This window comes from Stutzerimonas stutzeri, assembly GCF_000590475.1.
Lineage (GTDB): Bacteria > Pseudomonadota > Gammaproteobacteria > Pseudomonadales > Pseudomonadaceae > Stutzerimonas > Stutzerimonas stutzeri_D.
In genome coordinates this window covers 4,173,212-4,196,211 of the sequence record NZ_CP007441.1, presented here as the reverse complement: position 1 = coordinate 4,196,211, position 23,000 = coordinate 4,173,212, and the positions used below count along the sequence as shown (strand labels likewise).

The window sequence follows — 23,000 nt, the reverse complement described above, 5'->3', positions numbered from 1 at the left end:
CATGGATCTGACCCGCGGTTGAGGCACAAGTCGGGCTTCCATTTGGAAGCCCGATTTTTTTAAGGAAGCTGTACATGTTCTGGCATCTAATCGCTGCAGTCGTCGCCGCATTGGCGGGCGCAGGCATCGCACTGTTACTGCGCAACCTGTCTCGCAAGAGATTGCCGAAGTGGATCATCCCGGCTTTCGCCGGCCTGGGTATGCTCGGCTATACCATTCACTACGAGTACACCTGGTTCGAGACCAAGCAAGCACGACTGCCAGAAGGAGCTGTGGTGGTTGCGAGTGAGGAGGGCGAGATGCTGTGGCGGCCCTGGACCATGATGTTTCCGATGCCCTTGGGCTATACGGTTCTGGATGGCGCCAATGCCCAGGTCGAAGAGACCAGTCAGGGGCGCGTTGCTCGTTTCGTTCTCTATCGCTTCAAGAAGCAGCATCTGATGTCCACAGTGACGAGCGGTCCTTATCAGTTGCTCTGCAACGAGAGAACAATGTTCCGGCTAAATGAGGCAGGGCAGGCCAAGTTCGAAACCATGACCAAGCTGGATGTCGATTCGCCGCTTTACCAGACCGTTTGCCTGGCTGGCCAATCATAGGTTGCGGTTAACAATCGAGCATTATCGATCCGGGCGGACCGGTAGCGGCGCGCGCTTGCACATAGTGCGCACCGGCTAGCCGAGCCTCTCCGAATATGGTCGGCGCATCAGCTCATTGATTTGCCTGAGGGTCGTTGGGCGTGCGCGCTATCGGTCGTGACCCTTCTGGGGCAGATCAGCGGCCATATACCCAGTAGCGCGGGAAGACCCAGGCCGACCCAGGCGAGCGCATCCCACCAGCCATCGCCCAGCAATGCCGCGAAAAGACCGGAAAGCCCAAGCAGGGCGATCACGGCCGGTAGCCTGAACGTCGCCTTGCGCCAGCTCATGTCGTTACCTCACGCGCCACCGTCTGGGTACCACGGCGCCGAACCCACCACAGGTAGAGCCCGCTGCCGAGCACGATGATCGTCAGTATGTCGAGGATGGCCCAGAGAATCTGCATTGGCCGGCCGCCGTAGTCGCCGAAGTGCAGGGGTTGGGACAGCCCCAGCGCGTCCATGTACCACGGGCGGTCTCCGACCGCAGTGACCTCCAGCGTTTGCGCATCGATCAGTACCGGCGTGAACAAATGTGAGGTCAGATGGCTGCTGCCGTTCATGAATACCGAATAGTGGTGCTCGCTGGAAAAGCGCGTGCCGGGGAAGGCGATGAAGTCCGGCTGCATACCCGGTGCAGCCTGTGTGGCGATCTCCAGTAGATCAGTGGCAGGAGCTCGCCTCGTCAGTGGTGGAGCGTCTTGGTAGGGTTCGAGCATCGTCGTCAGCGACTCAGCACGCCAGGCCTCGATCAGCAGATCGGCGCACGCGCTGATGACGCCGGTGATGCCCACCACCAGCGCCCAGCTGAGCGTGACGACCCCGATCAGGTTGTGCAGATCGAGCCAGCGCGTCCGGCTGGAGCGATCATGGCGCACCTGGGCGAATTCCAGACGCCGCATAAAGGGCGCGTACAGGACCACGCCCGAGATGATCGCCACGACGAACAGGATGCCCATGAACGCCAGCAGAAGCTTGCCCGGCAACCCGGCGAACATGTCGACGTGCATGCGCAGGAAGAACATCATCAGCCCTCCATTGGCGGCGGGCATCTCCAGGGCTTCACCAGTGCGCGCATCGAGCATGAAGGTGTAGGACGAATTCGGCTCGGTGCCCGCCGTAGCGGCAGTAATCGCGAATACGCCAGCGGGTTCGTCATCTTCCCAGCCTAGGTATTGCACCACTTCGTTCGGCCGATGCCGCTCGGCCGCACTGACCAGCTGCTGCAGATCCAGATGTGGCGTCTCGGCGGGCATCTGCCGCAGCTCCGGCGCATCTCCGAGCAGATGTTCCAGTTCATGGTGAAAAATCAGCGGCAACCCGGTGATGGCGAGCATCAGCAGGAACAGGGTGCAGATCAGGCTGGTCCAGGTATGAACGAAGGACCAGCGGCGGATGGTAGTGGCCCGCATCAGAATTCCAGCTGCGCCGACAGCTTGAGCGTGCGGGGTGCCCCAATGTAATGGCTGCTCAGCCAGTATTCCTCGTCGGTCAGGTTGCTCAGGTTGGCGCGCAGAGTGAGGGCGCGCTCATCCGCCAAGGCCATGCGATAGCGCCCGCCCACATCGAAAGTGGTGAACGAGGGGATGGTATTGTCGTTGGCCTCGTCGGTGTATTGCTTGCCGGTGTAAAAGGCGCCACCGGTGAGCGTCAGCCCGGGTACGCCAAAGATCGCGTATTCACCGTACAGCTTGGCCAAGTGTCGTGCCACGTCGACCGGGCGGTTGCCGTCGTTGGCAGCATTCGCCGCGCCTTCTACGACCGGATCGAGCAGGGTGACGCCGCCCACCAGCGTCAGCGCTGGGGTAACGTTGCCGGTTACGCTGAACTCCAGGCCCTTGTTGTTCTGCATGCCGTCCTGGACAAAAACGTTGGCGGCGTTGGTGTAGGTGTTGGGCTTCTCGATGTCGAACAGCGCAACGGTGTATAGCGCACCGCCGAGCTCGGCTTTCGCGCCGATTTCATACTGTTCGCTGACGATCGGCGCCAGCGCCTGGCCGGCATTGTTCGTGCCGCTCGGCGCCACGCCACCCGTCTGCAGACCTTCGATGTAGGTCACGTACGTCGTCAGCCACTCGACCGGCTTGTAGACGAGCGAGACGTTGGGCGAGGTTTTAGTTTCGCTATAGCCCTCAATCTCCGGGGCGGAGCCGAACGCTTCGACCCAGACGAAGTTGTCGCTAAAGGTTTTGATGCGTGAGTGCGTCACGCCAAGGATCGTCGACCACTGCTCGTTGAAGGTGATGACGTCGCCGATCAGCACGCTGTCGGACTGGCTGCGGCTGGCCAGATGGTAGTCGCCGTCGCCAAGGTCGTAGGCCGGTTTGGCGGCCTGCGGCTGCTCGCCGAAGGGTACTTCGGGCGTGACCGACACATATTGCGGACCCGGATAAGGAATGTAATCCGTGTTGTAGCGAACCCGGGCTATGTTGCCCTGGTAACCGAAGGTCATCTCATGGCCGATGCCCACGGTGTCGAAAGCCGCGTCGACGAACAGGTTGCCCGAGGTCTCTTCGGTTTCCACTGGGGCGAAAGCGTAGAGCGGCTGGCCGTACACGCCGGCCGAATTCACGGTTGGCCCCGTATAGGCGTATTCGGTCGTGTACTGGCTGTAACCGAGCGCGCCGCGCAGGCTGAACACGTCGCTCAGGCGCCACTGGAAGCGGCTGCCGACGCGGTCGTGGCGGCTGTCGTTGTAGGTCCAGCGCTGGCTATAGAGCTCGTCGTTCTCCAATTCGTCTGCATCTGGCCGGAATGCTTGATCGGCGAAGTACCAGTAGCTGGTCAGGCCGCGCGTCTCGCTCTGCTTGTGCGAGGCGTCGAACTGGATGAGCAGGTCGTCGCTGACGTTCCAGTCCAGCGCGACGCTGGCCATGTGGCGGCGTTCGACCTGTCCGTCGATGGCGGTTTCACCATCTTGGGCGAGCAGGTTGACGCGGTAGGCGAAGCGACCTTCGCTGTCGATCGGCCCGCCGAAGTCGCCATGCAGGTACTGGTTGTCACCGCCGGGGGTGCCATAGGTCACGCTGTTATAACGCTCGGCAGTAGGGCGTTTGAGCACGTAATTGACCAGTCCGCCGGGGCTGGCCGGACCATAGAGGAAGCCGGACAGACCGCTGAGGATCTCCAGCCGCTCCATCTCTTCGATGAAGTTGCCGCCATCGTAGCCGTTGCTGAAGCGCAGGCCATCATTGGCGATGCTCAGGTTGCCGACGCCGCTGAAGCCGCGAATAGCCACCGCGCTGGCGTAGCCGGCGCTGGTCGGGGAGGTGAACTGCGTGGTCGGACTGAGCTTGAAGATGTCGTCGCTAGAGGTGGCCTGGATGTTGTCCATCAGTTCCGAGGAAATCACCGTCACCGAATAGGGAGCATCCTGAAGTTCCATTCCACCCAGCGCGCCGACATTTCGCACGGCGCTGGCGCGATAGCCGCTTTCTTCGCCGCCGTCGGCCAGCGCCTCGGTTGCCGTCACGGTGACATCCGGCAGTGCCATCGCATCGGTTGCTGCCTGCTGCAAGCTGAAGCTGCCCGAAGCACTCTGACGAAGTTCGAGCCCGGTGCCGCGCAGGGCTCGCGACAGGGCACCCTGGCCATCGAAGCGGCCATTTACCGGCTCGGCCATGCGATTGCGGGTCAGTGCGGGATCAATGCTGAGTACCAACCCCGCTTCCGCGGCGATGCGATTGAGTGTCGAGCCGAGTGGTCCGGCCGGCAAAGCGTATTCGCGAACCTCGTCATTGACCGTCGCGGCGTTGGGGCTCTGTGCCAGCAAAGGCAAGGGCGCGATGGCAATGGCAACGGCGAGAAGACTAGGGCGGAAAAGAGCAAACGGCTGCATTTGTGAATAACTCCCGAATAGGAATATGTCTCAGTATCCATCAAGCCGAAGCAGAATCGAAAAGTGATAGAGGCCAAGGAAAATATTTTTGAATCACCTGGCTACCACCTTCTGGGCAGAGGTGTTGCAATCATTCGCCGGGATGGGCGACCGACTCGGTCGGCACCACCTTTACCCACCAATCGGTATGCCGTTCGATCCGTACCGGTAGGCTGGGTGGCAGGGCGGCCAACGCGCGGTCGGTGTCATGCAAGGGAAAGCTGCCACTGATACGCAGGGATTCGAGACTCGGGTCGAGGCCGAGATAGCCGTGGCGATACTCGCCCAGTTTCGCCAGCAGTTCACTCAATGGCAGATCCTCGACGACCAGCATGCCGCGGCTCCAGGCGTCCGCCGCAATGGGCGCTTGCTGGCTGTCGCCAAGATGGTCGCGGTACATCACCACCTGCTCGCCCGCTTGCAGGGTTCGGCCTGCCTGAAGACCGCCCGGGAGTGCGGCGACAGCCGAGCGGAGCACGATCAGGCGGGTGGCGTCCCTTTCGCGACGAACGATGAAACGTGTACCCAGGGCGCGCAGGTCGCCCTGCTCGGTTTCCACGATAAAGGGTCGCGGATCGTTGCCTGAGGCGGTTTCGATCAAGATTTCACCCTGATGAAGCAGCAGCCGGCGCTGATGTTCGTCGAAGCGGATATCCAGCGCGCTGCGACTGTTCAGCTGGATATGGCTGTGGTCGGCCAGCGTAAGACTTTGCTGCTCGCCGCTGCCGGTGCGCTCATCGGCCAGCCACACCGGCAAAGGCTGTGACTGGAGTGTCAGTCCTACCCCCACCGTGCCGAGCAAGACCAGACCGAGAAAGGCGCGACCGGTGGTGCGCCGTCGCTTGGACGTCGCGCTGACTTGCAGCGCATGCCGCGCGCTGGGCGAATTGATGCTGCCCAGTTGCTGGTCGATGCCGCCCAGTTGTGCCCAGGCTTTGGCATGCTCGGCGTTATCGCTCAGCCAGCGCTGGAGTTCGGCGTTGACGTGGGGGCCAGCCGTTTCGTCACCGAGGCGCAGTTGCCAGGCGATGGCTTCATCGAGGACACGGCTCGATACCGGTTGGCGGTCGATGTTCATGTGGGCTCGCCGTAAACCGCGATGTAGCACTGGCGCAGCGCCTGAGCCAGATATTGCCGCACGCGAGGGACCGAAACGCCGAGACGCTGAGCGATCTCGCCGTGCGTCATACCGTCCAGGCGGTTGTAGAAGAAGGCCGCACGCGCATTCGCCGAGAGCTGGCCAAGCAGGGTGTTCACCTGACGCAGGGCTTCGATGACTTGAAGTTGCTCTTCGGCGCTGGGCTGTGTGTCTTCCGGCTGAAGCGCCAGCTCATCGAGATACGCACGTTCCAGTGCGCTGCGACGGAAATGATCGATCAGCAGGCCGCGCGCGATGGTCGCCAGTAACGCGCGCGGTTCGCGCACGCCGAGCAGATCATTGCGTTTGAGCAAGCGCAGAAAGGTGTCCTGGCTCAAGTCCTCGGCGCGGTGCGGACAGGCCTGATAGCGCCGCAGCCAACTGAGCAGCCAGTCGCGATGATCGCGATACAGCGAATCCACGAAGAGTTGGTTGGGCGACTCACCAGCCGACAAGGCGAAGCTCCAAGGCCGGATTGGCCGCTAACGAGAACTATTCGCATGATCGCAAGTTGCCGCCATTGCTGCAACGACAGATTGTCGGCTCGCGGCGGCGATGCGCACTGGAGCTATCGGTGTTTGCCGTTTACATCACAGGCGCGCGTGCTGGCGCTGTCGCCAGTTGGCCAGGCGCTGGTTCAACGCCACAAGACTGTCCGCGCCCTGCCTGTGCGCCTTGCTGAAAAGGATCAATGCCAGCTCGGCGGTGGCCAGTGCATCGGCGCTGGCGTGATGGCGCTGCAGCACCTGCAGCCCGAAATGGCTGCACCACTCGTTCAGGCCATTGTGCCGCGGACGGTTGTCGGGACAGAGCATCGGCGCGATTTCGGCCACGTCGATGAAGGGATGGCGCAGCTTGTAGCCAAGCGTCTGCCTCAGCGCACGGGCCAGCATGCGCTGGTCGAATATGGCGTGGTAGGCCAGGATCGGGCTGTCGCCTACGAACTCCATGAAATCCAGCAGCGCCTCGACCGGATCGTCACCGGCCTCCAGTTCGCTAGGGGCGATGCCATGGATCAACACGCTTTCGCTGATCTTCTGCGCCGGCCGCAGCAGGGTTGACTGAAACTGATCGCCCAGGTCGATGGCGCCGTCCTCGATTACCACCGCGCCGATGGACAGGACGATGTCGCGGCGCATGTCCAGGCCACTGGTTTCAACATCCAGCACCACCAGACGCTGTTCTCGAAGCGGACAGGTGCCGAGCGCCGCCGGTTCGGGCAGCCGCTCGCATCGTTGCAGTTGCTCCAGTCCGAGGACGGGTCCGCGTCGTTTGAACCAGGGCATATTCATAACTGATAGCGCAGAGCCAGACTGCTTTGCAGGCGCTGGGCCTGGCGGAAGGATTCGCGCAGGATACGTCGATCCAAATGATTGAGGCTATCCGGGTCGAGCCGGTTGGAGTAGGGCTGTCCGTCGCGAGCCTGCTGCTGGTGCTGCTGCATGCGCGTCTGCTGAATGAAATGGTAGGCCTCTTCATAGGCCGCGCCATCCTTTTCGTCGATAACGTCTTTTTCGACCAACTGGCGCAGCCGATCGAGGGTATTGCAGGTGGCGATGCCGTGACCCAGTGCGAGCAGGCGTGCACCGTCGACGAAGGGCGTCAGGCCTTGCACCTTGAGGTCCAGGGTCGGTTTGCCCTCGCCCTTGCGGGTCACCACGAAATCGCGGAAGCGGCCCACCGGTGGACGATGGCGCAAGGCATTGTCGGCGAGCATGCGCTGGAACAGACGGTTCTCTCCGATCTCCTCGAGCAAATCGTGACGCAACTGCTCGTAACCGTCACACGGTCCCCAGACGGCCCGCAGATCGAAATAGATGGTGCTGCTGAGCAGGTTTTCCGGCGTCGACTCTCGAATAAACGAGCTGAAGCGGCGCTGCCACTCCTGCCTTGAGAGGCACAGCTGAGGATTGCTGGCCATGATGTTGCCCTTGCACAGGGTGAAGCCGCAGGTGTCCAGGTCCTGGTTGATACGCTCGGCGAGCGGCAGCAGGCGCCCGCGGATATGCGCGGCTTCGGCGCCATCGGCGGCCTCGAACAGGATGCCGTTGTCCTGATCGGTATGAAGCGTCTGTTCCCGGCGGCCTTCGCTGCCGAAGCACAGCCAGGTAAACGGAATCTCCGGGTCACCGAGCGCTTCGATCGCCAGCTCGATCACCCGGCAGACGGTATGGTCGTTGAGCAAGGTGATGATATGAGTGATCTGCGTCGAGGAGGCGCCGTGCGCCAGCATGTTGTCGACCAGTTGCAGGATACGGCTGCGGATGATCACCAGCGTCTCGACGCTGTCGGCGTGAGATATCGCCTGTGCGAGATGCACCAGATCGACGCGCTGCAGCGAGAACAGATCGCGTTCGGAAATGACGCCGCACAGCAGCCCGTTTTCGACGATACAGACGTGGGCAATATGTCGTTCGGTCATGGCGATCGCCGCATCGAATGCGCTGGCGTCCGGCGGCAGATGGAAGGGGTCTGGCGTCATGAATCGAGAGATAGGCGCCGATAGCTCTGTGGTGCCGGTGGCGATCACGCGCCGGAGGTCGCGCAAGGTAAAGATGCCTTGCGGGCGCATGGCTTCATCGGTGATCACGATGCTGCCGACATTACTGTCGTTCATCAGGCCAACCGCTTCGGGTAACGGCATGGCCGGCAGACAGGAGACTGGATGGTGCAACGCCAGCTCGCCGATACGGGTATCCAGCGAATACTGCGCGCCGAGGCTTTCCACCGCGCGCATCTGTGCCTGCTGGTTAACCAGGTCGAGCAGGCTACTTACTCCACGCATGGCGAAATCGCGGAACGCGGCGGACTTGGACACCAGTTTGATGAACGCCGGTTTGTTCAGTAGAAAGCAGAAGGTGTCTTCCGCGGCGAAATGTCCAGTACGGGTGGCGCGCTCGCCCATCAATGCCGCCATCGGGAAGCATTCGCCGACGATCACTTCGAAGGTGGTGTCGGTGCCGCGCTTGCTGGTGTGCGGACGCTGACCATGCACGCGGCCCTGCTTGATGATGTAGAAGTGCTCGACCACGCCATCGTCTGGCGAAATGATGCAGTCACCTTCACTGTAGAACCGCAGCTGGCAATTCTCGACCAGATAGGCGAGATGCCCCGGCTCCATCTGATTGAACGGCGGGTACTTACGCAGAAATTCCATGGTCCCGTGGATGTTCTGCAAGACGGCAGTCTTGCCTGCCTCGGCGAAAGCATCGGCTTTGCTCATGGTTCGCTTCCAATTTTGCGGCCAATGGTGGGCTGCGGGGCCGGATGGGCACATTGGACGTAAGTCTAGTCGCGGCCAGCGCGGCCGGGCGGACGGGCATCAGTTGTTTCGCCCAGGGATGCCGGATATTTGCAAAAAAAAACCGCCTGGAAGGCGGTTTTTTCAAAGCGACGTCAGATCACGGCAGGGTAAACAGTACCTTGACCGAATCGGTGACCGCGGCGCTGTCAACGTAGCCGATGGTGTCTGCTTCGGCGGCAACCTTGGCAATCATCGCCGCGTCGTCAGCGACACTGGACATCGGCTGGCCCTTGCCGGTGAACACCAGGCCCGACCAGTACGACTTCAGCTGCGATTCATTCTTGCTGGTAACCGCGGAGTAGAAGCTCTCCTTGGCCGGCGTCCAGTCCTTGAGGTCGACGCCTTTCATGGACTTGTCTTTGCCCAGGAAGATGTTGGCGACCTCGGACTGCGAGGGCGCCTTGGTCGCGCCTGGATTGACGATTACGGCAACTTCGGCTTGGGCCATGGAGATCATGCCCAGCAGTGCTGCGCTGCCGAGGATGCGAAGGAATACTTTCATCTGGACGCTCCTCAGAATACGAAATCGACGCCGACGGAAACGATATCGCCGTCGTAGTTGCGGGCCGGGGCGCCAGCCAAACCGGTGCGATCGAAAACCTCGTTTTCGTAGAGTTCTTGAGCATTGCGGGTAAAGACGCCGTCATAGCCATTTTGGGTATCGACGCGCTTGTACTCGCCTTTAACCACTACGGTCGGGGCAGCCTGGTAATTGAGGCCAAGCGTCCAAGAGCTCTGACGGCCGCCATTGTCGTCCAACTGCGCGTAAGTCACGTGTGGCAGGAAATCACCAAAGCGACGGCCACCCATCAGGTAGAAGGAGTCGATGGATGCCATACCGTCATTCTCGATCATGCGCGAAGTCCACTCGTTGCTGCTGATCCAGGTGCCGTTATCGTACTGGTAGCCGATGGAGGTGAACTTGCCTTTCTCTTTGTCAAGGGCCAGCAGCGAGCGCTGCTCGGCGACGCCCACGCCCGGACCAAAAGGCTGCGGCAGAATGCTAACCACGTTCCCAACGATATCGGTCTTGATATCCGCTTCGACGTAACCGATGCGCAGCGTGCCGAAATCGTTGGTCGCCAGGCTTACGCTGGCGCCGAACAGCTTGCCGTAGTCGATATCGAACTGCTCGTCGTAGGCGTAGTAGTCACGGTTCTTCGCCTGACCGCCAGCCACCTGGAAAGTCACCGAGCCGTAGGACAGCGGCACGGTGTAGACCGCATCGACGCCTTCGTAGTTGGTCACCTGGACCTGGCTGTAGACCTCATCGGGCAGGCGCAGCCAAGGATAGCTGTAGCCGACATCGAGGCTTTCGGAATACATGTAGACCGGGCTGCGCAGGCGGCCGGCGCGGAGCATCAGCTGGTCGGTGGTCTGCCAGGAGAGATAGGCCCACTCCAGATTGGCTTTCCATTCATCCTGCTGCGCCTTGGCGGTGGCCTGAACGGTCACGCCGACGGTGTCGGTGACGCCATAGCTCAGCTGTGCGCCGAACTTGGACAACTGGTCGCCGCGCCAGGAATCGTTGGTCTGACCTTGCACGCCATAGCTGCGGCCTTCGTCTTCACCACCCAGATGGGTGAATCCGACGGTGCCGAAACCGTTGAAGCGATGCTCGCCCTGTTCAAGGGCAAAGGCTGGGGTGGTTGCCAGGCAGGCGGCTGCCAGGCCGATAACACGTACTGCGGTCATCAGGATGCTCCTAAAGCAATTTAAACGCGGAATTGGGCCGTGGCCGCACGCAGGTGATCGCCCGTGCTGACCAGTTGCTCGCCCAGCCGGGCGGTGGCTTCGGCGCCGTTTGCGGTTGCTTGCGCGTCCTGCTGCAACACTTGGGTTTCTTGTTGAATGGAACTCGACAGGCCGATCTGCTCCTGAGTGAACTGGGCGATGCCGGCGTTGAGTTCGTCGATCTGGTTGACGGTGCGGGCGATGGTCTCGAGCAGCTGGGTCGCTTCGACCGAGCGCTCGATGCTGGCGCGTGATTTCTCGCCATTGCTGTTCATGACATTGAGCACGGTGTTGGCGCTGCTTTGCAGGCGCTGGATGATCTGCTGGATCTCGGCGGTGGAGGCGGCGGTCTTCTGCGCCAGGTTGCGCACCTCATCGGCGACCACGGCAAAGCCACGGCCCTGTTCGCCGGCGCGGGCGGCTTCGATGGCGGCGTTGAGGGCGAGCAGGTTGGTCTGTTCGGCGATGCTGCGGATCACCGTGAGCACCGAGCCGACTTCCTGGGTTTCTTCTTCCAGCTGTTCCATGGCCTTCACGGCGCTCATCACGCTGTTGCCCAGATCGCTGATCCCACTGGACAGGCTGCCGACGTGCTCGCGCGCAGTGGCGGCTTGTCGGGCAGCGGAGTTGGCCTCATCGGAAGCCTGTTGCGAGCGCTGCGCTACTTCCTGAATGCTGCCGGTCATGGTGAGGATGTCGCGGGTGATCGAGTCGGTGTGATGCTGCTGCGACTTGGCGTTTTCTTCCGAGCCCTGGGTCAGGTTGTACAGCTCCTTCGACACCTGGCCGAGAGGGCTGGCGGCCTCGATGATCTGGCGAATGGTGTGCTGTAGCTTGTCGAGAAAACCATTGAACAGCTCGATCATCGCGCCGATTTCATCATTGGACTTAACATTCACGCGCTGCGTCAGGTCGCCATCGCCACGGGCAATGGACTGCAGGGAGGCGATCACGCCGCGCACGTTGGCCATCACGCTGCGAATCACCAGCCAGGCACCGAGGCTGACCACCACGATGAGTACGAGGGACAAGATGATGCCCAGGCGAGTGGTGCTTTCGTTCGCTTCGCGGGTCTCGGCAAGGGTCTGTTGGAAGTCGGCATAGGCGCCCGCACGAAAATCAGTGGCCTGCTTCTGCGCTTGGGCCAGGTCACTTGCCATGCGATCGAGGCTCGGGCGCAGGTCGTCGAACGAAGCGCTGCCGCTGATCAGTTTCGTCGATGCGCCAAGCGCGTTATCCGCATAGGCCGTAACCGCATTGCGCCAGTTGTCGAGCGCCTGTCGCCGTTGCGGCTGGCTGACCAACAGGGTGGCGAGCGCCTGTTGCTGCCTATCGATCTCGCCAAGCACTTCCCGGGCTTCGTCAAGGATGCCTGGCTCGCCCGCGGCTACGGCGTTGTTCAGCAGGCCGGGAATACGCGAGAACTGGAAGATCACCGCATCGGCTTTTTCGAGTGTCGGATAGCTCTGTGTTTCCAGCGTCACCAGCCGCGAGTCGGTTGCCGACAGCTGTAGCGAGGTGTAGCCGACGTACAAAACGAGCCCGAGCAGCGCGACGGCGGGGACCAGTGACAGCTTTGCGGTCAGCGAGAAATTCTTGAACATGCATCGACTCCACGGCGGGCGGCGGATACTACGAGATGGTGATTGATGGCGCAGTGCCACCTGTCGGATAAAGTGTGACTGGATTTGCCAAGGCGGTCACGTTATCGGTTGGCGAATGCCGAACTTGAACGTCGCTCAGCGGAATTCAGACATAAAAAAACCGCCCCGTAGGGCGGTCGATTTGCGGCTGGTCTTCGGCTTACAGGCCGTTCTTGGCCTTGAACTCGCGACGGCGGCGGTGCAGCACCGGCTCGGTGTAGCCGTTGGGCTGCTTGGTACCTTCTAGCACCAGCTCCAGCGCGGCTTGGAAGGCGACATTGTTATCGAAGTCTGGGGCCAACGGGCGGTAGGTCGGGTCACCCGCGTTTTGGCGATCCACAACCGGCGCCATGCGCTTGAGGCTTTCGACTACCTGATCCTTTGTCACTACACCATGACGCAGCCAGTTGGCCATGTGCTGGCTGGAAATACGCAGGGTGGCGCGGTCTTCCATCAGTGCGATGTCATTAATGTCCGGCACCTTCGAGCAACCGACGCCGGCGTCGATCCAGCGGACCACGTAGCCGAGGATACCCTGAGCGTTGTTGTCCAGCTCGTTGCGCTTGTCTTCTTCGCTCCAGTTGGTGCTTGGTGCCAGCGGAATGGTGAGGATGTCGTCGACCGAAGCTTTTTCGCGCTTGGCCAGTTCGGCCTGACGGGCGAACACGTCGACCTTGTGGTAGTGCATGGCGTGCAGCGTCGCGGCGGTGGGCGAGGGGACCCACGCGGTGTTGGCGCCGGCCATGGGATGGCCGATCTTCTGCTCGAGCATGCTCGCCATCAGGTCGGGCATGGCCCACATGCCTTTGCCGATCTGCGCCTTGCCCTGCAGGCCGCACGCCAGGCCGACGTCGACGTTGTTGTTCTCGTAGGAGCCGATCCACTTCTCGGCCTTCATCGCCGCCTTGCGAACGACCGGGCCGGCTTCCATGGAGGTGTGGATCTCGTCGCCGGTACGGTCGAGGAAGCCGGTGTTGATGAACACCACGCGCTCGCGCGCTTCCTTGATGCAGGCCTTGAGGTTGACCGTGGTGCGGCGCTCCTCGTCCATGATGCCGACTTTCAAGGTATTGCGCGGCAGGCCGAGCACGTCTTCGACGCGGCCGAACAGTTCGGTGGCGAAGGCGACTTCTTCCGGGCCATGCATCTTTGGTTTGACGATGTACATCGAACCTGTGCGGCTGTTGGCGCGGGTGGTGTTGCCCTTGAGGTTGTGCATCGCGGCCAGGCCGGTGAACAGGCCGTCCATGATGCCTTCCGGCACTTCGTTACCATCCTTGTCGAGGATGGCGTCGTTGGTCATCAGGTGACCGACGTTGCGGATGAACAGCAGCGAGCGGCCATGTAGGGTCAATTCACCGCTGCCGTCGGCCTGGGTGTAGACGCGGTCCGGGTTCATGGCGCGGGTGATCCGCTTGCCGCCCTTGTCCAGCTCCTCGACCAAATCGCCCTTCATCAGGCCGAGCCAGTTGCGGTAGACAACTGTCTTGTCGTCGGCATCGACCGCAGCAATGGAGTCTTCGCAGTCCATGATGGTGGTGAGCGCCGATTCCATCAGCACGTCTTTGACGCCGGCCGCATCGGTCTGGCCGATGGGGCTGGACGGATCGATCTGGATTTCGAAGTGGATGCCGTTGTGCTTGAGCAGCACGGCAATTGGTGCGTGGGCGTCACCCTGGAAGCCGCGCAGCTGGGCGGGCGTCTGCAGGCCGGTGCTGGTCCCGTCTTTCAGCGCGACGACCAGTTTGCCGCCTTCGATGCGGTAGCTGGTGGAGTTGGCGTGCGAGCCGGTTTCCAGCGGAGCGGCTTGATCGAGAAAGGCGCGCGCGTAGGCGATGACCTTGTTGCCGCGGACTTCGTTGTAGCCCGGGCCTTTGCTCGCGCCATCGTCTTCAGAGATGGCGTCGGTGCCGTAAAGCGCGTCGTACAGGGAACCCCAGCGAGCATTGGCGGCGTTCAGGGCGAAGCGCGCATTCATGATCGGCACCACCAGCTGCGGGCCGGCCATGCGGGCGATTTCTTCGTCGACGTTCTGTGTAGTGGCCTGGAAGTCTTCGGCTTCCGGTAGCAGGTAACCGATGTCCTGCAGGAAGGCTTTGTAGGCCACTGCATCGTGGGCCTGACCGGCACGGGCCTGGTGCCAGGCATCGATCTGCGCCTGCAGGTCGTCACGTTTGGCCAGCAGCTCGCGGTTCTTCGGCGCCAGGTCGTGGATGACGCTGGAAGCGCCGGCCCAGAAGGCATCGGCATCAACGCCAGTACCAGGAATCGCTTCGTTGTTCACGAAGTCGTACAGGACTTTGGCGACCTGCAGGCCACCGACTTCAACGCGCTCAGTCATCTCTCGCCTCACTTGGTTCTTTCTATCCGACACGGACGATAGGGGTCTTGTAGTCCGGGTCGGCGGATACTACATGAAGCCGGTCGGAAAATCAGTCCGCTGCGATTGGCGCGGCCGAGGCCCGCAAGTCGATAGGCCATTGAGTACGATGGGCCGGCAGTTTGTTCTATACCTATGGAGCCGGATGCCGCTGGTACGGTCCATAACGTCATCATGCGCACGATCAGCTCCGGCCGGCGTACACACTATTGAGGAGTCACCGATGGATCATCTCGTCCTAACCGTCATTGCCGAAGATCAGCCTGGGCTGGTCGAGCGCGTGGCCAAGTGCATCGCCGAGCATGGCGGCAACTGGCTGGACAGTCGCATGTCGCGCATGGCTGGCCAGTTCGCCGGGATTTTGCGGGTCGCGGTACCGAAGGACGCTCAGGCCGGGCTGACCGACGCGTTGCAGCAACTGGAGCGTCAGGGGATTCGCGTGGTATTCGCCCGTAGCGGCGAGCTACCCGAACGCAGCTGGCAGATGATCCAGCTGCGGCTGGTGGGCAACGACCGTGCAGGTATCGTGCGTGACATCACCCGTCTGCTGGCGGGGCACGGCATCAATGTGGAAAGCCTGAACACCGATGTTCTGCCCGCGCCAATGACCAACGAGCTGCTGTTTCATGCAGATGCGCGCCTGGCGGTGCCGGTCGAACTGTCCCTCGATGAGCTCCAGCAGCACCTGGAAACCCTGGCCGATGAGTTGATGGTGGAGCTGAAGCTGCAGCCGGCCGAGTGAGCATTCCCGCCCTCAGGCCACGGGCCCCTTGCGCATCAGCCGCCAGGCGTCATAGCTGTACACCGCCAGGCCTGCCCAAATCCAGATGAAGGCGAGCTGGCGGTCAGCGGGGAAGGGCTCGTTGAACACCCACACCGCCAGCACCAACAGCAGGGTCGGCGTGATGTACTGCAGGAACCCCAGCGTCGAATAGGGCAGGTGGCGCGCGGCGGCGTTGAAGCACAGCAGCGGCAACAGCGTCACCGGCCCGGCCGCAACCAGCCAGAGCGCTCCCGGCTCGGTCCAGAACGACCACTCGGTGCTTGGTCCGCTGCCGAAAAACAACAGCCAGCCCAGGGCGATCGGCAACAGCAGCCAGGTTTCCACCACCAGGCCCGGCAGCGCCGCCACCGGCGCTTGCTTGCGCAGCAAGCCATAGCTACCGAAGCTCAGCGCCAGGGCGATGGATATCCAGGGAAAATCGCCGAGCGTGATCAGCTGCAGCGCCACCCCAACCGCCGCCATCGCCACGGCCAGCCATTGCAGCGGACGCAACCGTTCGCGCAGCACGATCAACCCGAGCAGCACATTGACCAGCGGGTTGATGTAGTAGCCCAGGCTCGCTTCGAGCATGTGGTTGTGGTTCACCGCCCAGACGTAGATCAGCCAGTTGGATGCGATCAGCACGCTGGAAATCATCAGCACGCCAATCCGCCGGGGATGTGCAAGCAGGTCCTGCCACCAGCCCGGATGGCGCCACAACATGAGTACCAGCGTGCCGAACAAGGCCGACCAGATGGCACGCTGAGTGACGATTTCCAGCGCCGCATACTGTTCGATGGACTTGAAGTAGAGCGGGAACAGGCCCCAGATGGAGAAGGTCGTCAGACCCAGCAGATACCCTTTACGCAGATCGGCAGTGGCCATGGATGTCCCGGAACGCAGCAGCGGAGAGCCGGCTATTTTGCGCCTGTGCGAAGGGATTTGTCTGCCGTTGTGGCTGTTCTGCACTGTCGTGAGCGCGTCGCCTGCAGGCCGGTTGAACGCGGCCGGCGACAGCCCGTCTCAAGATGACGACCAAGTGGGTCGCTGCGGCGACCCGACAGCCACACGAGGTATTCGATGAAACTGCAGAACAAGGTCGCGCTGGTCACCGGAAGCTCCCAGGGCATCGGCCGTGGCATCGCCGTGCGCCTGGCCGAGGAGGGGGCCGATCTGGTCATCAATGGCCGGCACGATGACGACGAATCCCGGGAAACTCTCGAGCAGGTTCGCGCGCTGGGTCGCCATGCCTGTTTCATTGCGACCGATGTCGGGGTGGTCGCCGAGTGCCAGCGGCTGGTGGCGCAGGCGATCGAGCAGATGGGCCGTCTCGATATTCTGGTCAACAACGCTGGGGTGCAGCGGCACAGCCCCTTTCTCGATGCGGGCGAAGGCGATTACGACCTGGTGCTCAACGTCAATCTGCGCGGGCCGTTTTTTCTCGCTCAGGCGTTCGCGCGGCATCTACGCGACACCGGCCGGGGCGGGCGGATCATCAACAACAGCTCGGTGCACGAGGAGCTGCCGTTTCCAAACTTCACCGGCTACTGCCTCAGCAAGGGCGGGCTGAAGATGCTCATGCGCAACCTGGCGATCGAGCTGGCGCCGCTGGGGATCACCGTCAATAACGTCGCGCCGGGTGCGATCGAGACGCCGATCAACCGAGCCCTGATGAACCAGCCGGAGAAGCTGGCCGGCCTGCTGAACAACATTCCCGCCGGCCGCCTCGGCCAGCCACGCGACGTGGCCGGTGCCGTGGCCTTTCTTGCCTCGGACGAGGCCGATTACATCACCGGTACTACACTGGTGGTTGATGGCGGACTGCTGTGGAGTTACACCGAGCAATGACCGACACCGATCTGAGCCCTTTCGATTACGACACTCATGCGGTTTCTGATGCCGATACCCTGACACCCGCGGACCGTTATCAGGAATTGTTCGTGGCGGTGCAAACGCAGCGTGTATTTCCTGACAGCAAGACCTTTGTCGACTGCGCGCCACGCCAGCATCCGGAGCGGATTCTAGACCGCTATCGGGCTCGTAGCGACGAGCCCGGTTTCGACCTGAAAGCCTTCGTGCTGGAACATTTCGAGGTCTACGAAATAGCGCCAACGGAGTTCGTGGCCAACCCCGACGACAGCCTGGCCGAGCACATCGACCGGCTCTGGCCGGTGCTGACCCGTCGGCCGCGGCAGCACCCGGAATTTTCGTCACTGTTGCCCTTGCCGCACGATTACGTCGTGCCGGGCGGTCGTTTCACCGAGATGTACTACTGGGATTCCTACTTCACCATGCTTGGCCTGGACGAGAGCGGGCATTGCGAACTGCTGCGGTCGATGGCCGACAACTTCGCCTACCTGATCGACACCTACGGCCATGTGCCCAACGGCAATCGGTCCTATTACCTGAGCCGCTCGCAGCCGCCGGTTTTCGCGCTGATGATTGATCTTTTCGAGGACACCGGTGTGCATCGCGCCAGCGATTACCTGCCGCAACTGCGTAAGGAATACGCCTTCTGGACCGAGGGCAGCGAACACTTGCGCCCCGGTGAGGCCCATCGGCGCTGTGTTTGCCTGCCCGACGGCAGCGTGCTCAACCGATACTGGGACGAACGCGACACCCCCCGCGAGGAGTCCTATCTCGAAGACGTGGAAACCGCGCGCTCATCGAGCCGGCCGGCGCACGAGGTCTATCGCGACCTGCGCGCCGGTGCCGAGTCGGGCTGGGATTTCAGCTCGCGCTGGCTGGGCGACCCACAGCGCCTGTCGAGCATTCGCACCACCAACATCATTCCGGTGGACCTGAACAGCTTTCTGCACAAGGTCGAATGTCAGATTGCCCGTCTCAGTGATCAGAAAGGCCGGCATGAGTGTGCCGAAGCGTTCCGCCAGCGCGCCAATGCGCGCCTGACGGCGATCAACCTGTATCTGTGGAACGATCGGGACGGCGCCTATTTCGACTACGACTGGACGCTGCAACAGCCGCGCACCAACCTTACCGCCGCTACTCTGACGCCGCTGTTCCTGCGGCTGGCCAGTGACGAGCAGGCGGGGCGGGTGGCCGACATCGTCCGTGAACGGCTCCTGGCGCCTGGCGGGCTGTCGACCACCGACATTGCCGGCAGCGGTGAGCAGTGGGACCGTCCCAACGGCTGGGCGCCGCTGCAATGGATGGGCATTCGCGGGTTGCAGCACTACGGTCACAAGGCGCTGGCGCTGCAGATCGAGGAGCGGTGGCTGAGTGTCGTCTCGCTGCTGTTCGAGCGCGACAGCAAGCTGGTGGAGAAGTATGTGTTGCGGCCCAGCGCCGAGCATGCCTGTGGTGGTGAATACCCTTTGCAGGACGGTTTCGGCTGGACCAATGGCGTGACCCGCAAGCTGATGCAGGACGACCCGAACCACGAGGCCCACCGCTGCCGGGCCGGTCGATGCCGGGCGGATTGGGCAGTGGATTAATTCTGGGCGGCGCCCGGCCAGATACTTCCGACATGCTGGCTACTGCATGGCCGGTCGATGGATGCCCTTATGGATTGCGGCGGTAGGGGCCGGTCAGGATGCCGTTGAGGTCCAGGCTGCCTTTCTCGACGAAGCGCTGGGTGCCGAACAGGCCGCCGGCCAGCTTACCCCGCAGCACGTAGGGCACTTCGTCCATGCCGATGTTCTCGGCCAGCCCCAACGCCTGGCGCGCTGCCGAGAAAGCGGAAATTGTCACCGGTACGCTCAGCACCGTTTCGCCGAAGCGCGGCACGCTGCCGCTCGCGTTACTGACGCCGCTGGCCAGACGCCGGCCATTGACTTCCAGGTCGAGCGCTACGCCGTTGTAGTCGAGCGCCATGTCGTTGGGATTCTGAATACGCAGCTTGACGTCCATGCGCAGCTCCAGGCCTTCGCCGGGCAAGGGCTGGATACCGGCAACCTGGACATTGAGCGGGTCGCGCTGACTGAAAACGGCGCAGCCGGCCAGGCTCAATATGAGCAGGACGACCGATAGCAGAGGTGCAACGGGTACTACTGGGCGCATGCGCATGGGCGTTCTACTCGGATTTCTTGGTGAGGTTGCCCAGGCCTTGCAGCAGTTCCATGGGCAACGGGAAGACGATGGTCGAGTTTTTGTCACCGGCAATGTTGCTCAGCGTCTGCATGTAACGCAGCTGCATGGCGCCGGATTGGCGACCGAGCATCTCGGCGGCCTGCATCAGTTTCTCCGACGCCTGCAATTCACCCTCTGCATGAATGACCTTGGCGCGCCGCTCGCGTTCCGCTTCGGCCTGGCGCGCGATGGCACGGATCATCGACTCGTCGAGGTCCACATGCTTGATCTCGACGTTCGCCACTTTGATGCCCCAGGCGTCGGTCTGGGCGTCGAGGACTTGTTGAATGTCGTTGTTGAGCTGCTCGCGCTCGGCCAGCATGTCGTCCAGATCGTGCTTGCCCAGTACCGCGCGCAAGGTGGTCTGGGCCAGCTGGCTGGTGGCCGAATGGTAGTCCTCGACCTGGATGATGGCTTTCTCGGCGTCCAGCACGCGGTAATAGACCACGGCATTGACCTTCACCGACACGTTATCCCGGGAGATCACGTCCTGGGTCGGCACGTCCAGCACCAGGGTGCGCAGGTCCACCCGGACCATCTGTTGAATGCCTGGAATGACCAGAATCAGTCCTGGTCCCTTGACCCTCCAGAAGCGACCCAGCTGGAACACTACGCCACGTTCGTATTCACGAAGGATGCGAAAGGTCGATGCCAGCAAGGCGATCACGAGTACCAATACCGCGATAAAGCTCAATTCAAACCCCATGATTCACCTCTTCTCGATGGGCGGCGCATCGGCCGCAGTAACGTCCAGTTGCAGCCCGCGCCTTGCGATGACGCGCACCTGTTGACCGGGATGTAATGGCACCGGGCTTACCACCCGCCAGTGTTCACCCTGCAGCTGCACCCAGCCGCAAGCGGGGTCGGCCGCGTCGATGCGCGTCACTGGCGCCAGGCTGCCGACCAGCCCGGCGTCGCCGCTGACCAGGCGTCGCCGGCGTGCCTTGAGCGCCATGCTGACGATGGCGAACACCAACAGCGCGCTGACTACGGCCAGCGTGCCGATCAAGGCCAGCGGAATGCCGTAGCCCGGTACATCGGTGTCGAACAGGATTACCGCACCGGTGACGAAGGCGACCACGCCGCCCAGGCCGAGCACGCCGAAACTGGGTAGGAAGGCCTCGGCGATCATGAAGCCCAACCCCAGCAGGATCAGCGCCACGCCGGCGTAGTTCACCGGTAACAGCTGCAGCGAGTACAACGCCAGCAACAGGCAGATACCGCCGATCACGCCGCCACCGCCGGTGCCCGGGTTGGAGAACTCGAATATCAGGCCGTAGATACCGACCATCATCAGGATCAGCGCCACGCTGGGGTTGGTGATCACCGCCAGCAGGCGCACTCGCCAGTCCGGATCGTAGTGATCGAGGGTGGCGTTGGTCGTGTGCAGCGTTCGTTCTCCCGTACGGGTCAGAAGGGTCTTGCCATCGAGTTGGGCAAGCAGGTCTGCAAGATCGGTTGCGAGATAGTCGACCACGTCGAGGTCCAACGCTTCGTTGGCCGACAGGCTGACCGCCTCGCGCACCGCCTGCTCGGCCCATTCGGCGTTGCGTCCGCGCAATTGCGCCAGGCCGCGAATGTAGGCGGCCGCATCGTTGACTTGCTTGCGGCTCATGGCATCGCCGCCGCCCTCGCTTTCCGGCGCTTGCTTATCCGGTTGTTTATCGGGCGGCGCGCCGGGCGCACCGCCAATTTGCACGGGGGTGGCGGCGCCGAGGTTGGTGCCCGGACTCATCGCGGCGACATGGCTGGCATAGAGCATGTAGGTCCCGGCACTGGCCGCGCGTGCGCCGCTGGGCGTGACATGGGTGGCGATCGGCACGGGGCTGGCGAGGATTTCCTTGATGATCGCGCGCATCGAGCTGTCCAGGCCGCCGGGCGTGTCGAGCTGCAGCACCAACAGCTGTGCGTCGGTTTGCGCGGCGCGGTGTATGCCTCTGACGAGGTAGTCGGCACTGGCCGGCCCGATCACCCCATCGACCCGCAGGACGGTCACTGGCGCAGCAGCCAGGGCCATGCCGACGCACCCCAGCCACGCGATCAGCAGCAACGACAGCAGTCCTGCCAGTTGATCAAAGCGGCGGTGGCGCATGGGCGAGGTCCTCCCAGAGCGGCGATTGGCGAGACGGTGACGCGGCAGTACCAGAGAGGATAGTTCAGCTGGCGCGGGGCCCCTGTCGTGCGGGCGAATCATTTGCCGGCCGAATGGAAACGGCCTGAACTCTATCGCGCTATCGGGCCTCACAATTCAGAAGAAGGTCGTTGCGCACGAAGTGTCCCGCCGGCTCGGCCATGAGGAGTGTCCATGCGTATTCATCATCTCAACTGTGGCTGCATGTGCCCGCTGGGTGGGCGGTTGTTCGACGGTTTCAGCCAAGGGCTGACGGCCAGTCTGGTGTGCCACTGTCTGTTGATCGAGACCGAGCAGCACGGCCTGGTGCTGGTCGACACCGGTTTCGGCAGCTGCGATGTACTGGAGCCGCGCAAGCGCCTCAGTTCTTTCTTCATCGCGCTCAATAACGTCAAATTCGAACGCCACCTCACGGCGCTGGAGCAGATACGCCAGCTGGGTTTCGATCCGGGAGACGTCCGACATATTCTCCTGACGCACCTGGACTTCGATCACGCCGGTGGGCTGGAGGATTTTCCCGAGGCGCAGGTTCATGTGTTGCAGCGGGAAATCGACGCGGCGCGTTCGACCCATAGCTTTATCGGCCACCAGCGTTATCGCCACAAGCAATGGGACGAGGTGCGCAACTGGCAGTTCTACCAGCCGGGTGGCGATACCTGGTTCGGCTTTCAGGCGGTCCGGGAAATGCGCGGACTGCCGCCGGAGATCCTGCTAATCCCGTTGACTGGCCACACGCACGGCCACGCAGGCGTCGCGCTGCAGAGTGGCGACGGTTGGTTGCTGCACGCCGGCGATGCCTATTTCTATCGCGACGAAGTGGGCCAGAACGAGCGCCACTGCACCCCGGGGCTACGCCTCTATCAGCGCATGATGGAAGTCGACCGCCCGGCGCGCCTGGCCAATCAGCATCGGCTCTGGACCCTGTCGATGGAGCACAAGGGCGAGGTGACGCTGTTCTGCAGCCACGATGCCAAGGAATTCGAGCGCATGCGTGCGGGGTCGCACTGATGCCGCCGCAAGACGACCGCGTCGGCGGGGCGGTGCGCACCATGATGGGCTATGTACGCTGGGTCGGCCTTGTGGCCTGCTCGCTGGCGGGTCTGGGCTATCTGCTGGTGGGCAACTTCAATATAGCTGGTCTGATGCTGGCACTGGCTGTGCTGTCGTGGATCAACATTCGGCGCAAGCGCGAGGGGCGCTCCGGATCACCGCCGGCCGGCCGTTAGGGGCGCGGGCGGGCTGTCTGGTGATGAACACGCGCGGGGCGATCGCCCGCTACCGGTTGCGGTAAGCGCCGCCTGGCGGCA

Annotated in this window: 21 protein-coding genes; 6 read left to right on the top strand and 15 right to left on the bottom strand. The window is 62.4% G+C overall.

Annotation, left to right across the window (positions count from 1 at the left end):
- The first annotated feature begins 74 nt into the window (after window positions 1–74).
- Window positions 75–596, top strand: a complete 522-nt coding sequence (locus CH92_RS19070; RefSeq protein WP_025243355.1) for a hypothetical protein — start codon at window positions 75–77, stop codon at window positions 594–596.
- Between the two features lie 107 nt (window positions 597–703).
- Here the strand turns inward: CH92_RS19070 and CH92_RS19065 are convergent, their stop codons facing one another.
- From CH92_RS19065 to CH92_RS19015, 11 genes are all read right to left on the bottom strand, one after another.
- The gene (locus CH92_RS19065; protein WP_025243354.1) at window positions 704–925 is read right to left on the bottom strand and encodes a hypothetical protein; all 222 of its coding nucleotides are present in this window, start codon (window positions 923–925) and stop codon (window positions 704–706) included.
- Window positions 922–2,046, bottom strand: coding sequence for a PepSY-associated TM helix domain-containing protein (locus tag CH92_RS19060; protein WP_025243353.1), 1,125 nt, complete (start codon window positions 2,044–2,046; stop codon window positions 922–924). The genes CH92_RS19065 and CH92_RS19060 overlap by 4 nt, the downstream gene beginning before the upstream one ends.
- Window positions 2,046–4,472, bottom strand: a complete 2,427-nt coding sequence (locus CH92_RS19055) for a TonB-dependent receptor (protein ID WP_025243352.1) — start codon at window positions 4,470–4,472, stop codon at window positions 2,046–2,048. Before CH92_RS19055 ends, CH92_RS19060 begins: the two co-directional genes overlap by 1 nt.
- 130 nt (window positions 4,473–4,602) lie before the next feature.
- Window positions 4,603–5,589, bottom strand: coding sequence for a FecR domain-containing protein (locus tag CH92_RS19050; protein ID WP_038623176.1), 987 nt, complete (start codon window positions 5,587–5,589; stop codon window positions 4,603–4,605).
- Window positions 5,586–6,104, bottom strand: coding sequence for an RNA polymerase sigma factor (locus CH92_RS19045; RefSeq protein ID WP_025243350.1), 519 nt, complete (start codon window positions 6,102–6,104; stop codon window positions 5,586–5,588). The genes CH92_RS19050 and CH92_RS19045 overlap by 4 nt, the downstream gene beginning before the upstream one ends.
- A gap of 135 nt (window positions 6,105–6,239) precedes the next feature.
- Complete coding sequence (locus CH92_RS19040) at window positions 6,240–6,941, bottom strand: 3'-5' exonuclease (RefSeq protein ID WP_025243349.1); 702 nt, start codon at window positions 6,939–6,941, stop codon at window positions 6,240–6,242.
- Window positions 6,938–8,872 carry a putative nucleotidyltransferase substrate binding domain-containing protein gene (locus CH92_RS19035; RefSeq protein WP_025243348.1) on the bottom strand — a complete coding sequence of 645 codons (1,935 nt, stop codon included), beginning with the start codon at window positions 8,870–8,872 and terminating at the stop codon, window positions 6,938–6,940. The genes CH92_RS19040 and CH92_RS19035 overlap by 4 nt, the downstream gene beginning before the upstream one ends.
- A 178-nt stretch (window positions 8,873–9,050) precedes the next feature.
- A complete protein-coding gene (locus CH92_RS19030; RefSeq protein WP_025243347.1) occupies window positions 9,051–9,455 on the bottom strand; it encodes a hypothetical protein in 405 nt (134 codons plus the stop codon).
- 11 nt (window positions 9,456–9,466) lie between these two features.
- Complete coding sequence (locus tag CH92_RS19025) at window positions 9,467–10,648, bottom strand: hypothetical protein (protein ID WP_025243346.1); 1,182 nt, start codon at window positions 10,646–10,648, stop codon at window positions 9,467–9,469.
- Between the two features lie 20 nt (window positions 10,649–10,668).
- On the bottom strand, window positions 10,669–12,291 hold the full coding sequence (locus CH92_RS19020; protein ID WP_025243345.1) for a methyl-accepting chemotaxis protein: 1,623 nt from the start codon (window positions 12,289–12,291) through the stop codon (window positions 10,669–10,671).
- Window positions 12,292–12,490: 199 nt separating this feature from the next.
- A complete protein-coding gene (locus CH92_RS19015) occupies window positions 12,491–14,671 on the bottom strand; it encodes a malate synthase G (RefSeq protein WP_025243344.1) in 2,181 nt (726 codons plus the stop codon).
- Window positions 14,672–14,933: 262 nt separating this feature from the next.
- Between CH92_RS19015 and CH92_RS19010 the strand changes: the two genes are divergently transcribed.
- Complete coding sequence (locus tag CH92_RS19010) at window positions 14,934–15,452, top strand: glycine cleavage system protein R (protein ID WP_025243343.1); 519 nt, start codon at window positions 14,934–14,936, stop codon at window positions 15,450–15,452.
- Window positions 15,453–15,464: 12 nt separating this feature from the next.
- Here CH92_RS19010 and rarD read toward each other — a convergent pair whose 3' ends face one another.
- The gene (rarD, locus tag CH92_RS19005) at window positions 15,465–16,358 is read right to left on the bottom strand and encodes an EamA family transporter RarD (RefSeq protein ID WP_025243342.1); all 894 of its coding nucleotides are present in this window, start codon (window positions 16,356–16,358) and stop codon (window positions 15,465–15,467) included.
- Between the two features lie 195 nt (window positions 16,359–16,553).
- On the opposite strand from rarD, the gene CH92_RS19000 reads away from it, so the two are divergent.
- Window positions 16,554–17,321, top strand: a complete 768-nt coding sequence (locus CH92_RS19000; protein ID WP_025243341.1) for an SDR family NAD(P)-dependent oxidoreductase — start codon at window positions 16,554–16,556, stop codon at window positions 17,319–17,321.
- Window positions 17,318–18,928, top strand: coding sequence for an alpha,alpha-trehalase TreF (gene treF / locus CH92_RS18995; protein ID WP_025243340.1), 1,611 nt, complete (start codon window positions 17,318–17,320; stop codon window positions 18,926–18,928). The genes CH92_RS19000 and treF overlap by 4 nt, the downstream gene beginning before the upstream one ends.
- 67 nt (window positions 18,929–18,995) lie before the next feature.
- Here treF and CH92_RS18990 read toward each other — a convergent pair whose 3' ends face one another.
- The 3 genes from CH92_RS18990 to CH92_RS18980 are packed head-to-tail and all read right to left on the bottom strand — an operon-like array spanning window position 18,996 to window position 21,654.
- The gene (locus CH92_RS18990) at window positions 18,996–19,493 is read right to left on the bottom strand and encodes an LEA type 2 family protein (RefSeq protein WP_025243339.1); all 498 of its coding nucleotides are present in this window, start codon (window positions 19,491–19,493) and stop codon (window positions 18,996–18,998) included.
- A gap of 13 nt (window positions 19,494–19,506) precedes the next feature.
- Window positions 19,507–20,268: a slipin family protein gene (locus CH92_RS18985; RefSeq protein ID WP_025243338.1), complete on the bottom strand. Its 762-nt coding sequence runs from the start codon at window positions 20,266–20,268 to the stop codon at window positions 19,507–19,509.
- Window positions 20,269–20,271: 3 nt separating this feature from the next.
- A complete protein-coding gene (locus tag CH92_RS18980) occupies window positions 20,272–21,654 on the bottom strand; it encodes an NfeD family protein (RefSeq protein ID WP_025243337.1) in 1,383 nt (460 codons plus the stop codon).
- 213 nt (window positions 21,655–21,867) lie between these two features.
- Here CH92_RS18980 and CH92_RS18975 point away from each other — a divergent pair, with 213 nt between their 5' ends.
- Both CH92_RS18975 and CH92_RS18970 read left to right on the top strand, forming a co-directional pair.
- Entirely contained in the window at window positions 21,868–22,701 is an 834-nt protein-coding gene (locus CH92_RS18975) for an MBL fold metallo-hydrolase (protein WP_025243336.1), read from the top strand.
- Window positions 22,701–22,919, top strand: coding sequence for a hypothetical protein (locus CH92_RS18970; protein WP_025243335.1), 219 nt, complete (start codon window positions 22,701–22,703; stop codon window positions 22,917–22,919). The genes CH92_RS18975 and CH92_RS18970 overlap by 1 nt, the downstream gene beginning before the upstream one ends.
- The last annotated feature ends 81 nt before the right edge of the window (window positions 22,920–23,000 follow it).